The 12,973-nt window shown below is 60.3% G+C and carries 8 protein-coding genes, 1 pseudogene and 1 CRISPR repeat array; of the genes and pseudogenes, 5 read left to right on the top strand and 4 right to left on the bottom strand.

What is annotated here, in order from left to right:
• Positions 1-239: 239 nt before the first annotated feature.
• Positions 240-843, top strand: a pseudogene (locus tag ACKLKD_RS02205) (DUF1062 domain-containing protein).
• Between the two features lie 128 nt (positions 844-971).
• Here ACKLKD_RS02205 and ACKLKD_RS02200 read toward each other — a convergent pair.
• Both ACKLKD_RS02200 and ACKLKD_RS02195 read right to left on the bottom strand, forming a co-directional pair.
• Positions 972-1,364 carry a VOC family protein gene (locus tag ACKLKD_RS02200; RefSeq protein WP_002908370.1) on the bottom strand — a complete coding sequence of 131 codons (393 nt, stop codon included), beginning with the start codon at positions 1,362-1,364 and terminating at the stop codon, positions 972-974.
• 89 nt (positions 1,365-1,453) lie between these two features.
• Positions 1,454-2,653, bottom strand: coding sequence for an MFS transporter (locus ACKLKD_RS02195; protein ID WP_012541437.1), 1,200 nt, complete (start codon positions 2,651-2,653; stop codon positions 1,454-1,456).
• 296 nt (positions 2,654-2,949) lie between these two features.
• Between ACKLKD_RS02195 and ACKLKD_RS02190 the strand changes: the two genes are divergently transcribed.
• A complete protein-coding gene (locus ACKLKD_RS02190) occupies positions 2,950-4,107 on the top strand; it encodes a M20 aminoacylase family protein (protein ID WP_025712112.1) in 1,158 nt (385 codons plus the stop codon).
• Between the two features lie 42 nt (positions 4,108-4,149).
• Here ACKLKD_RS02190 and fdhF read toward each other — a convergent pair whose 3' ends face one another.
• Together fdhF and ACKLKD_RS02180 are read right to left on the bottom strand one after the other, a co-directional pair.
• The gene (gene fdhF / locus ACKLKD_RS02185) at positions 4,150-6,300 is read right to left on the bottom strand and encodes a formate dehydrogenase subunit alpha (RefSeq protein ID WP_025712113.1); all 2,151 of its coding nucleotides are present in this window, start codon (positions 6,298-6,300) and stop codon (positions 4,150-4,152) included.
• A 246-nt stretch (positions 6,301-6,546) separates the two neighbouring features.
• A complete protein-coding gene (locus ACKLKD_RS02180; RefSeq protein WP_004148647.1) occupies positions 6,547-7,626 on the bottom strand; it encodes a malate/lactate/ureidoglycolate dehydrogenase in 1,080 nt (359 codons plus the stop codon).
• Between the two features lie 303 nt (positions 7,627-7,929).
• Between ACKLKD_RS02180 and ACKLKD_RS02175 the strand changes: the two genes are divergently transcribed.
• The 3 genes from ACKLKD_RS02175 (at position 7,930) to ACKLKD_RS02165 (ending at position 11,925) form a co-directional block, all read left to right on the top strand.
• Complete coding sequence (locus ACKLKD_RS02175) at positions 7,930-9,018, top strand: ABC transporter substrate-binding protein (protein WP_004203017.1); 1,089 nt, start codon at positions 7,930-7,932, stop codon at positions 9,016-9,018.
• A gap of 74 nt (positions 9,019-9,092) precedes the next feature.
• Positions 9,093-10,862, top strand: a complete 1,770-nt coding sequence (locus ACKLKD_RS02170) for an ABC transporter permease (RefSeq protein WP_023318500.1) — start codon at positions 9,093-9,095, stop codon at positions 10,860-10,862.
• On the top strand, positions 10,855-11,925 hold the full coding sequence (locus ACKLKD_RS02165) for an ABC transporter ATP-binding protein (protein ID WP_008804521.1): 1,071 nt from the start codon (positions 10,855-10,857) through the stop codon (positions 11,923-11,925). The genes ACKLKD_RS02170 and ACKLKD_RS02165 overlap by 8 nt, the downstream gene beginning before the upstream one ends.
• Before the next feature lie 251 nt (positions 11,926-12,176).
• Positions 12,177-12,693: direct repeats of the CRISPR family, unit length 28 nt; unit sequence GTCTTCCCCACATGCGTGGGGGTGTTTC.
• Positions 12,694-12,973: the final 280 nt, after the last annotated feature.

The following is a 12,973-nucleotide window of genomic DNA, read 5'->3' as shown; positions in this document are numbered from 1 at the left end:
TTAATCATCCGCGCAAACATTGACTGGGCTCATATATCCCGCGATAACCCCTTTGTTAATCTCAGGGTGTCGATTAGGACTTCTCCAGGAAAATAACGTTGGAAATCTTTTTTTAACCCACTGAAAAATAGCGATTAACTATTTTTCATACGCCAAAAATCATGGTCCGTTAATGACGGACTCGGTTTCGTATGGGTTAAAAAAGGTACGTTATGACAGTTACATGGACGGTCACGCCCGTGGGGTATCAGCACATTGCCAAACGCTGCCCCGCCTGCAATGTAAAACGCGACTTCGCGACTTCGCGACTTCGCGCCTTCCGGCGCCATCCGGGTGAATTCGCAAAAGAAGCTGCTGGATATCTGGAGCATCTATAAATGCACGCGCTGCGATTACACCTGGAATATCGCCCTGTTTTCCAGGCTGCACGTCAGCAAGATAAACCGTGAACTGCTTCAGCGCCTGCTGCAGAACGATGCAGCCATGGTTCACTATTATGCCGCTGACCTCGCGACGCTGAAGCGCAACCGCGCCGAGCCGTCGGGGCAACCTGATTTTCGTATTCAGGAGCAATGGTCGGTGACGCTGATGGCGTGCCCGCGGATAACGGTGCGCGTCAGAGTCAGTCAGCCATTTCGCGTCAGCCTGCTATCAATACTGAAAAAACAGCTCAAGCTGAGTACGGCTGAAATCCGGTGGTTGGTCGCGACAGGGCATATCGAGGGTATTTCACTAAAACAGCTCAAGACGAAAAAGCTGAAGGCGATGGAATATCGTTTTCAGCTGGCGGCGGAAACGCTGTATGCGCGACGCCGGATTACGTTATCACTTTGCGGTAGATAACTTGCCGGGAAGATAAGCCGCAGCGCTTGAGCTGCTGGCTTTTTTATTCCTCGGTGAATAAGGACGGCGAAGTTGGCCGTCCTGACTCCCTTATCTCCGCCTGCAAAAGCCACCTCCGCTGCAGCCATTCAATCTGCAGACGCATAGTAAACAAACGCCAGCTTATTGCCGTCGGGATCGCGGACGTAGGCGCTGTGAAAACCGTCGCCATACTGCGGCCGGTGACCGGGACCGCCTTCGTCACGTCCGCCGAGTTGCAGGGCGAGGGCATGCAGTTCCGCAATATGTGCGACGGAGCGGGCGTTAAGCGCCACCATCGTTCCATTGCCCACCCCGGCAGGCTGCTGGTCAAAAGGAACGCCCACGCACAGCCCACAGGTGTGATTGCCGTTGAAGGTCCCCCAGGACGCCCCCTGTTCGTTACGGCCGGCTTTGACGTGTCCCAGCAGCGCCATTAACGGGTCATAGAATTTGATGGCGCGTGGCAGGTCATTGGTTCCAAGCATGATGTATGAAAACATGATGTCCTCCTGGAGCAGGTTTGATGGCGTAAAACCTCAGCCTGGTTGCTGGCGAGCGGGCTGGCTGGCGCCAGGCCAGCCCCTCAAAACTACCGTGCGGACTCCGTCGCCTCATCCATCTCCTCTTCCTGCTCACTGGCAAGCAGGGTTTTCTCGTTTTTGCATAGACATTGAATCAACAGGAACAGCACGCCGCTGGCCACCAGGGTGACGATCAGGCCATCGTAGCCGGTGATGCCGATCAGCATGCCGCTGACTACCGGCCCGGCGACGCTGCCGGCGGACCAGAAAAAGCCGAACAGGGCGTTAATCATAATCAGCTTCTGCCCATTGAAGGTTTTCCCCGCCCGCACCAGCGACAGGGTATAAAGCGCGCCCGCGGCGGCGCCCAGCAGCAGGCAAATGGCCATCAGCTGAATGCGCGAGCCGAGCATCAGCGGCAGGGCCAGCAGCGACAGGCTGAAGACTACCGCGCAGGACAGATGCACGCGGCGAATGCCGACCCGGTCAGCCAGCCAGCCGAGCGGGGTCTGGAACATCGCATCCCCGGTGAGCACCACGGTGACCAGCAGCACCGCCATCCCTTCATTCAGCCCTTTGTCCATGCCGTACAGCGGCAGCAGGGCAAGGATGCTGGCGTCAAAGAAGGCGAAGCAGAAGACCCCGGAGGCAAGTACCGGCAGGAAAGCGCCGAGGCTGCGCCAGCTGGCGCGCTCCCCAAGGCTTTCGCGGGTGCCAGTGGGCAGATGGCGCAGCATCAGCAGGCAGACGGCGGTGACCGCGACGATCGCCATCAGCGCCGAGGCCTGCCAGGCGGGGCCGACGGAGATCAGTAACGGCCCGGCCAGCTGGCAGCCGGTAAAGGCCGAGGCGTAGATGCCGGTGAGGGTGGCGCGCTGGCTGCCCGCCGCGCCGCCGGTGATCCAGCTTTCGCCCAGCACGATAATGACCCCGGAGGCCAGGCCGGTCAGCAGGCGCGGCAGCAAAAGCAGCGTCATATCGGTGGTCATGCATGAGGCGATGGTCGCCAGCGCCAGCAGGATCAGACTGCCGCTCAGCAGCACGCCCATTTCAACGCGCCGGCACAGCGCAGGAGAGAGGAAGGAGGAGATCATCATGCCGGCGGGCGGCAGGGCGGCCAGCAGGCCGACGTACAGCGGCGCGATCTGCTGCTGCGCCAGCTCAAGACTGATTAACGGCACCGTATAGCCGGTGATAAATCCCACGAGCGACGCGGCCATGATCATCGCCAGCGTGGGTGCGAGACGATTCTGGTCTGGGTTAAACATTTTATTTCCGATTACGGCGAGGTCAGTAGTGGATCCTTCGGCAAAATGCCGTCCTGATCTGCATAATAATTAATCGCCTGGCCGTTGTCACCGTTGAAATCACTACCAAAAAAGGACCGCAGGGCGGCAGAAGGGCTGTACGCCGCGCCGCCGCCGCATTTCGTGACGTTGTCAGCGTGTTAACGACAGGATATAACGGAGGGAGCGGCAGCGACCCGACGCCAGTGAGCGACGGGGAAAAAACGCGACGCATGACCGATTATTCAGCATTACGCTATGCAGGAAAGGAGTAATACATGGCCGTATCGCCGTCACTGATCGCCGAAGCCGTTGGCTGGCGACGTGAATTTCACGCCGCGCCTGAGCTCGGATATCAGGAGCAGGAGACCTCGCGCCGCGTTGCGGAGCTGCTGGCCTCGTTTGGGCTGCAGGTACACCGCGGGCTGGCCGGCACCGGCGTCGTGGCGACGCTGGAAAACGGTCCCGGGCCGGTCATCGGCCTGCGCGCCGATATGGACGCCCTGCCGATCACCGAGCTGGGGAGCGTCAGCTACCGTTCACGCCGTCCCGGGGTGATGCACGCCTGCGGCCACGATGGCCATACCGCGATGCTGCTGGCGGCCGCCGCCCATCTGGCGCAGACCCGCCATTTCAGCGGCACCGTCCACTTTGTCTTTCAGCCGGCGGAAGAGAACCTCGGCGGCGCGCGCAAAATGGTGGAAGAGGGGTTGTTCGAGCGCTTCCCGATGGACGCCATCTACGCGCTGCATAACTGGCCGGGGATCCCCCTTGGCGAAGTGGCGCTCAGCGATGGCGCGATGATGGCCTCGCTGGACGCCTTCGAGATCACCCTGCGCGGAAAGAGCTGTCATGCGGCGATGCCGGAGAGCGGGGCCGATCCGATCGTCGCGGCGGCGCAGCTGATTATGGCGCTGCAGACCATTCCTTCCCGCCGCCTGTCGCCGCAGGATTCCGCGGTGGTCAGTATCACCCAGATAAACGGCGGCGAGGCGATCAACGTCCTGCCGGATACCGTGGTGCTGCGCGGTACCTTCCGCTGCCTGAGCAATCGCGTTCGCGCCCGCGTGCGCGAGCTAATCGAAAGCTATGTGGCGACCCAGCCGCAGGTGTCCGATGTGCAGGGTGAGATTAGCTGGTTCCCGGGCTATCCGGTGACCAAAAACCATGCGCTGCAGGCGCAGCAGCTGCGCGAGGTGGCCGTCGCCACCCTCGGTGCGGAAGCGGTGCGCTGGAACCAGGCGCCGTCGATGGCCTCCGAAGATTTTGCCTGCATGCTGGAGGCCTGTCCGGGGGCCTATTTCTGGATAGGCGCCGACGGCGAAACCCCGTCGAAGCCGCTACATAACGCCAGCTATGACTTTAACGATGCGCTGATTAGTCCCGGGGTGGCCATGTGGGTGGCGCTGGTGGAGAAACAGCTGCCGGCGGCGTAACCCACCGGCAGCGGCAGAGGGAGCGCGGCGCGCTCCCTGAGGTCAGACGTCGGCGGCGGCTTTCAGTCGCGCCTTCATATCGCTGTAGGCCGTCCAGGCGTAGCGCTCCGCCCATTGCTGGTCGGCTATCGCTTCCACTTTCACCGCACAGTATTTGGTTTCCGGTGTTTTGGAGATCGGATCGAGGTTATCCTGGGTCAGCTCATTGCAGGCGCCTACCCACCACTGATAGGTCATATAGACCGCCCCCGGATTGATGCGATCGCTAAGGTCGGCGCGGGTGATCACCTTCCCGCGCCGGGAGCTGACCCACACCAGCTGTTTGTCAGCGATCCCCAGTCGTTGCGCATCCACCGGATTCATCTGCACCCGTCCCGGCTCGTCGGCCAGCGACTGCAGCGCGGCACAGTTGCCGGTCATTGAGCGGCAGGAGTAATGCCCGACTTCCCGCACGGTGCAGAGCACCAGCGGCCACTCGTCATCCGGGCGCTCCGCCGGCGCGCGCCAGGCGGTGGCGAACAGTTGCCCTTTACCCGATGGGGTATCGAAGCGGTTGTCTTTATACAGCCACGGCGTGCCGGGGTGGTCGAGGGTCGGGCACGGCCACTGGACATGGCCCATATCGCCCATTTTCTCCCAGGTCACGCCGTAGAACAGCGGGCAGAGTTCGCGCATCTCGTCCCAGATCTGCTGGTTGTTCTCATAGTGCATCGGATAACCCATTTCGCTGGCCAGCAGGCTAATGATCTCCCAGTCGCGCTTCACATTCCCCGCCGGAGGGATCGCCTGTTCAAACCGCTGGAACCCGCGGTCGGCGCAGGTGAATACGCCGCCGTGCTCGCCCCAGGAGGTGGCCGGCAGCAGGACATCGGCAATTTCCGCCGTTTTGGTCATGAAGATGTCCTGCACCACCACAAAGTCCAGCGCCTCGATGCCTTTGCGCACCAGGCCGAGGTCGGCTTCGGTCTGCAGCGGATCTTCACCCATGATGTAGTAGGCTTTGATCTCGCCGGTCAGCGCTTTATGCGGCACCTCGGTGATGCGAGTGCCGACCTGGTCGTCCATCAGCGCCGGGTCGATGCCCCAGGCGGCGGCGAATTTCGCCCGCACGGCGGGGTCGGTGACCTCCTGATAGCCGGGGAACAGGTTCGGCAGCACGCCCATATCGCAGGCGCCCTGTACGTTGTTTTGCCCGCGGACCGGCCCCACGCCGACGTTGGGCCGTCCCAGGTTGCCGGTGAGCAGCGCCAGGCTTGCCAGGCCGCGCACCACGTCCACCGCCTGGCCAAACTGGGTGACCCCCATGCCCCACATAATGGTGGCGGATGGGGCGGCGGCGAACATGCGCATCGCCTCCCGGATTTCCCGCGCGCTGACCCCGACAATCCCTTCCACCGCTTCCGGGGCGTAATCCTTCACCGCCTCGCGGTAAGCATCCAGCCCTTCGGTATAGCGTTCGACATAGGTTTTGTTGTACAGCTCCTCCTCCAGCAGCACATAGCCGAAGGCATTTACCAGCGCCATGTTGCTGCCGTTGTTGAGCTGCAGATGACGATCGGCAATGCGCGCGGTTTCGATGCGCCGCGGATCGCAGACGATGATTTTGGCGCCGTTGTCCCGGGCCTTGATTACCCGGCGGGCGACGATGGGATGGGAGTCGGCGCAGTTGTAGCCAAAAACCAGCAGGCACTTCGAGTTTTCGATGTCGCTAATCGAGTTGCTCATCGCCCCGTTGCCCAGCGCCTGCTGTAGCCCGGCGACGGAGGGGCCGTGGCAGACGCGGGCGCAGCAGTCGACGTTATTGGTGTTCAGCACCGCGCGGGCGAACTTTTGCATCACATAGTTGGTTTCGTTGCCGGTGCCGCGCGAGGAGCCGGTGGTCATGATGGCGCGCGGGCCATGCTTCTCTTTGATCTCCCTGAGCTTGCTGGCGGTATAGCGAATCGCCTCCTGCCAGCTGACCGGCGTGAAGGCGCCGCCTTTCTGGTAGCGGATCATCGGTTGTTTAAGACGGGGCGTCAGGAGCTGCGTATCGTTAAGAAAATCCCAGCCGTAGTAGCCTTTCAGGCACAGCTGGTTCTGGTTGGTGACGCCGTCGGCGGCCTCCGCGCGAATGATTTTATTGTTGTCGACAACCAGTTTAAGTTTGCAACCCGCCCCGCAGTAGGGGCACACGCTCGTGATTTTTTTCATCAGTAACAGACCTGTTAACAGTGAACTAAGGATCGCTGTCGCGCCGGGCCCGACGGGCAACGATCGCGGTATCGCCTGGTGGTGATGCAGACGCAGGCCTGTTGCGCTATGCAGGTCTTGTGCCAGAATTTAAGCTCTTGATCTGTATTGAAAAATGAAAAGAGATTGATGACGGGAGCATGACCTCGTCACTAATGACGATGACGCAGAGCGCCGACGTCAGACGCTCTGCGGGGTAACACGTGGCTAGGCGAGAGGGCGGCAGCGGTCGAAGTGCGATTCGCTCAGGCCGACGTCGCGCGCGGCGGCGCAGATAGCCTGCCAGCTGCCGGCATCCAGTGGGATCCCCTGCGCCAGCCGCGCTTCGCGGTTGGCGGCCTCCCATTCGCCGGGCGCCAGCACCGGGGCATCGGCATCGTGCGGCGACTGCTTACACCATGCGATAAAGGCCTCCGTCTGTGCCTGGCTGTCCGGGGCATCGAACGCGTCCGGGCGCAGGATCACCGTGGTCATGCAGTTAAAGATGGCGTCGACGCTGGTCTGCAGGCTCTCCTGATGGGTGGTTTGCCCGCCGGAGAGCGCGCCGCCGAGCACTTCGCACAGCGTCGCCAGGGCATAGCCTTTGTGCTGGGCGAAGGTGAGCAGGGCGCCCAGCGGCGAGGTCTGCATCACCGCCGGGTCGGTGGTGGGTCGACCCTCGGCGTCAATCAGGCAGCCGGGGGCCACGGCTTCGCCTTTATGCCAGGCGACGCGGGTTTTACCAAAGGCGATGGCGCTGGTGGCGTAGTCCAGCAGCAGCGGCGGATGGCCCGCGCGGGGAAACACCACGCACAGCGGGTTAGTGCCGAAGCGGCTGTCCTTCCCGCGGAACGGGGCGACCATCGGGTCGCCGATCACGCTGACGAAGTGAATGGAGATCAGCCCGGCAGCGGCGCACTGCTCGGCCCAGTAGCCGATGCGCCCGACGTGATGCGCATTGCGCAGGGCGATCGCCGCCATACCGTGCTGCTTCGCCTTTTCAATGCCTAACTGCATCGCCTCGTGGGCAACCACCTGGCCGAAGCCGGCGTTGCCGTCGAGGGTGACCACGGCGCCGGCGTCTTTGGTTACCGTGGCGTGGCGGTTGAGCTGCAGAAAACCACCGGCGTGGGATTTCACGTAGCTGGGGATCATCCCGACGCCGTGGGAGTCATGCCCGGCAAGATTGGCGGCGATCAGATGGTCCGCGACGAGGGTGGCTTCCCCCGGGGTACTGCCGAGATGGGTAAACAGTGAGACGACAAACTGATGCAGATCCGTCGCCAGAAAGCGGTGTCCTGTAGGCACTGATTCTCTCCTGTAGTCTGTTGTTATTTTGTTATGTTTGCCGTTTTATGCTGCGCCGCCCGGCGCAGAAGGTCAAGGGCGGCTTCTCCCGGTGGAACGTCACCGCGTCTGCGTCTGAGTCAGGCGCCAGGCGATAAAAAACCGGGCCGGGATCGCGTTTTAATTAACGCCATAAACACCACATTTTTAAATTCTGCCAGTGTCACAAAAGCCAGAAAAAAGCCATCCCCGTCGTTGCAAGGGGAGCTGATACCACTATATGTTAAATTTGTGTTTATTAATTGATGATTAAAGGTTGGTATCATGTATAAGAAAATAAGTGGTTTAGTGGTTTCACTGACGGCCGTTTTCGCCTGTGCCGCCTGGGCGGAGGTGCCTGCGGGCTATCCGGCGGATTATCAAAAAACGGTGGATGCCGCCGTCAAAGAGGGCAAGGTGGTGATCTATTCCACTACTGATACCAAAGCGGCCGGGCCGTTAATTAAAGGATTCGAAGCGCAATATCCGGGCGTAAAAGTCGAATATAACGACATGAACAGCACCGAGCTGTATAACCGCTATATCAGCGAGCAGGCCGCCGGGGGCGGCAGCGGGGACGTAGTGTGGAGCTCGTCGATGGATACCGCGCTGAAATTAGCTACCGAATACGCGGAGCAATATGCCTCGCCGGAGGTGAAGCAATTACCCGACTGGGCGGTCTGGCAGCAGAAAGCCTATGGCACCACCTACGAGCCGGTGGTGTTTATCTATAACAAACGCCTGATCCCGCAGAATGAGGTCCCGGATTCGCATACCGCGCTGGCAAAACTGATCGCCAGCCAGGCCGATAAATTTAAAGGCAAAGTCACCACTTACGATATCGAAAAATCGGGCCTCGGCTTTATGCTGGCGGTGCAGGACAGCCAGGCCGACGCGAACTATTTTACCGACCTGGCGAATATTGCCAAAGGCGGCCTGACGGTGCAGTCTTCCACCGGCACGATGATGGAGCGCGTCTCCTCTGGCGAAAACCTGATCGGCTACAACATTCTGGGCTCCTATGCCGAAGCGCGGGCGAAAAACGATCCCTCTTTAGGCATTGCCTATCCGAAAGATTACGTGCTGGTGCTCTCCCGCGTCTCGTTTATTAGCCAGGAGAGCGAACATCCCAATGCGGCGAAATTGTGGCTGGACTATGTCCTGTCGGAAAAAGGCCAGCAGATCCTCGCCAGCCAGGCGGATATTCCCTCTATTCGTCGCGATATTGAAGGTAAAAATGATATCGACGGCATGACCGCGCTGCTGGGCAAAGCGTTAAAACCGATCCCGGTCAACGAAACGCTGCTCGATTATTTACAGCCGCAAAAACGCCTGCAGTTTATTAAACAATGGCGCAGCGCCGCCGCGAAATAATCCTCCCCCGGGGCGTCGCCGATGCCCCTTATTCACACCCGGCGGGTTTTTTCTCCTGACCAAAGGGATGAACCATGAATGTATTACGCAGAAAGTGGCAGGGGCTGCCGCGCGGCGTGGTGGTGTGCATCACGGCGCTGGTGATTTACGTCCCGCTGTTATTTATTGTGGTGCAGAGTTTTCTCTCCGCGCCATTCTTTTCCCGCTCCAAATCCTGGAGTCTGGAAGCCTTCGCCTTTATTTTTACCGACCCGGATTTTTATCTGGCATTAAGATCCGGTTTTATTCTCGCCTTTGGCCTGGTGATTATCGCCATTCCGCTGGGCGGTATTTTGGCGTTTCTGATGGTGCGCACCGATTTACCCGGCCGGCGGTTCATTGAGCCGCTGATCCTGGTGCCGATTTTCGTTTCGCCGATGGTGCTGGGCTTTGGCTACGTGGTGGCCGCCGGGCCGGTGGGCTTCTTTTCCCAGTGGGCGCAGCAGCTGATCGGTTTTGTGCCGTGGAATATCTACTCGATGTTCAGCATTGTGGTTATCGCCGGCTTAACCCACGTGCCGCACGCCTATCTCTATATCTCCTCGGCGCTGCGCAGCGTCGGTTCCGACGTGGAAGAGGCGGCGCGCACCGTCGGCGCCACGCCGCTGCAGGTGATGACCTCGGTGAGTCTGCCGATGGTGCGCCCGTCCATTCTTTACGCCTGCGTGCTGCTCTTCTTCCTCGGTCTGGAAGTTTTCGGTCTGATGCTGGTGCTGGGCGACCCCGAGGGCAACATGGTGCTGGCGACCTATCTCTATAAGCTGACCAACAAGCTCGGTACCCCCTCCTATCATCTGATGGCGGCGGTGGCGGTGGTGCTGATCTGCATCACCATCCCGCTGGTGATGCTCCAGCGGCGGCTGATGCGCACCGCCAACCGCTTTGTCACCATGAAGGGCAAAGCGTCGCAGGCGCGGGCGCTGCCGCTGGGCAAATGGCGCTGGGTGGCCGGGGCGGTGGTGGTGGCCTGGCTGACGGTGACCATCGGCGTACCGCTGCTCGGCGTGGCGCTGCGCGCTTTTATCTCCAACTGGGGCGTCGGGGTGTCGCTGTGGGATGAGCTGTCGCTGGCGACGTTCCACAATATCTGGCAGCAGCCCAACCTGCTGCGGGCGATCGTCAACTCGATGGCTATCGGCATCGTCGGCGGCGCGCTGGCGGTGATCTGCTATCTGTTTGTCGGCATCGCCATGCATCGCAAAGCCGACAACGTCACCCGCTTTCTCGACTACAGCGTGCTGGTCCCGCGCGCGGTGCCGGGGCTACTGGCCGGTCTGGCCTTCCTGTGGGTGTTCCTGTTCGTGCCGATGTGGCTCGATCAGTCGCTGAAGCACGGCTGGCTCTCGGCGCTGCCGGTGGCCGACTGGCTGCGCGAGCACCTTATCGTGCAGCTGCGCGCCCTGCGCAACACCATCTTCAGCGTCTGGCTGGCCTACACCGTGGTGTGGATGGCCTACGGTCTGCGACTCATCTCCTCGACGCTGCTGCAGGTGGGCCCGGAGCTGGAGGAGGCGGCGCGCAGCACCGGCGCTTCCCGGGGGCAGATCACCCGCCACGTGACCGTCCCGCTGTCGCGCTATGGGCTGATTGGCTCCTGGCTGCTGATGTTCCTTATCTTTGAGCGCGAATATTCCACCGGCGTCTATCTGCTGTCGCCGGGTACCGAAACCATCGGCTCGATGCTGGTGTCGCTGTGGGCGGCGGGGGCCATCGATATCGTCGCGGCGCTCTCCTTTATTAATATTCTGCTGGTGGTGATTGGCCTCGGTATCGCCCTGCGCTTTGGAGTGAAATTACATGATTGAATTATCGGTAGAAAATCTGCATCTCACCTATGGCGACAACCCGGTGCTGAAGGGGGTGTCCATGACGCTCGGCCGGGGGGAGGTGGTATCGCTGCTGGGGCCGTCGGGAAGCGGCAAAACCACGCTGCTGCGGGCGGTGGCCGGGCTGGAAAAACCGACGAGCGGACGGATCGCCATTGGCAACCGCACGGTGTACGACGGCACGCCGCGCAGCGAAATCCCGGCCGAAGAGCGTAACCTGGGCCTGGTCTTTCAGTCCTATGCCCTGTGGCCGCACAAAACGGTGTTCGACAACGTGGCCTATCCGCTGAAGCTGCGTAAAGTCGCCGCCGGGGAGATAAAAGAGCGGGTGCAACGCGTGCTGGATCAACTGGGGCTGGGGCATCTTGGCAACCGCCATCCGCACCAGCTCTCCGGCGGCCAGCAGCAGCGGGTGGCCATCGGTCGGGCGCTGGTCTACAACCCGCCGGTTATCCTGCTGGATGAGCCGCTCTCCAACCTTGACGCCAAGCTGCGCGAAGAGGCGCGGGTGTTTCTGCGCGAGCTGATCATCAAGCTGGGGCTGTCGGCGCTGATGGTCACCCACGATCAGAATGAAGCAATGGCCATCTCCGATCGTATTCTGCTGCTGAATAATGGCGTCATTGAGCAGCAGGGGACGCCGCAGGAGATGTACGGCAGTCCGGCGACGCTGTTCGCCGCCGAGTTTATGGGCAGCAATAACCGCCTGCACGGTAAGGTGACGGCGCTGGAGAACGGTCGTGCGAGGGTTGAAGGCGCCAGCTGGACGCTGTGGGGACGAGCGGGCGAGGGGGTCAGCGTCGGCCAACCGGCGACGGCGGTGATCCGCGTCGAGCGCCTGCGTCTGGACGGCGCAGCGCAGGATAACAGTCTCCAGCTCCCGCTGCTGACCAGCATGTATCTTGGCGACCGCTGGGAGTACCTGTTCCGTACCGAAGGCGACGACTTTCCGCTGCGTGCCTACGGAACGGCGCTGCGCGATGCCGAACACTGCCATCTGACGCTCCCGGCGGAGGATGTGTGGATTTTTCCGCAGCGGTAACTGCGCGAAGCCACGGAAGGCAAGCGCCAGGATGACGCGCTACGTTCCGGGAATGACAAAAGTGTTTTGCGCCTGGCTGCGGCCCGGGGAGGCGAGTAGGGTAGACCGGTCCTGGTCAGCAGCAAGTCAACGGTGGTGAGATGGGGACTTACTTTTTCGTTTGATGAATGTGATGCTGATGCGGAACCCCTGCGGAGTGCAATTATCGTAAATCTGGTGTTTTAATACGCCGCTAAACACAATATGCTGGTGTCTTCCCCACATGCGTGGGGGTGTTTCTGGGTTTTCGTTCGAGTTTAGCGCCTGCAGGCGGTCTTCCCCACATGCGTGGGGGTGTTTCCCAGTCGCCAGGAACAAACTGTTCAACGGTTACGTCTTCCCCACATGCGTGGGGGTGTTTCTTATTATCTGCCGGTCGAATCCTCATATTTAGAGGTCTTCCCCACATGCGTGGGGGTGTTTCTACATCTGGCGCGAGAATAAGAAAGGCAACCCCGTCTTCCCCACATGCGTGGGGGTGTTTCTTGCTCTTGCCACAGCCGCGCCACGTTTATTTTGTCTTCCCCACATGCGTGGGGGTGTTTCCGGCCGGCCCTCTATGATCCATATTTTTGAACCGTCTTCCCCACATGCGTGGGGGTGTTTCTCGAATGGGAAAACCTGTTCGCTTTTTTATCAGGTCTTCCCCACATGCGTGGGGGTGTTTCTGGGATTCAGCCTGGGTTCTCTCTTGATGTGAGGTCTTCCCCATATGCGTGGGGGTGTTTCTCATGTAACTTTCAGTGCGCACCTTCTTTCATGGTCTTCCCCACATACGTGGGGTGTTTCTCTCGTGATGGTCTATGACGTCGCCGTCGGTGGGTCTTCCCCACACGTGTGGGGCGATTCAACAAAGCTGGTCAACCGTTGTTATCGTTATCTTGGTTTAGTTTGGCAAACACAGTTTAATATATTTTTCATGTGAATTTAAAATTCATATTCATGTGTTATATTTATTTTTTATTTCGCAATGGTTGTTAAGTCCATTTTTCTGGCGCACCTGAAGTAT

Origin of the sequence: Klebsiella sp. 10982 (assembly GCF_048589245.1) — a bacterium.
In the GTDB taxonomy this organism is placed as follows: Bacteria; Pseudomonadota; Gammaproteobacteria; order Enterobacterales; family Enterobacteriaceae; genus Klebsiella; species Klebsiella quasivariicola.
The sequence above is the reverse complement of the archived record's forward strand: the minus strand, read 5'-3'. Positions and strand labels throughout refer to the sequence as shown.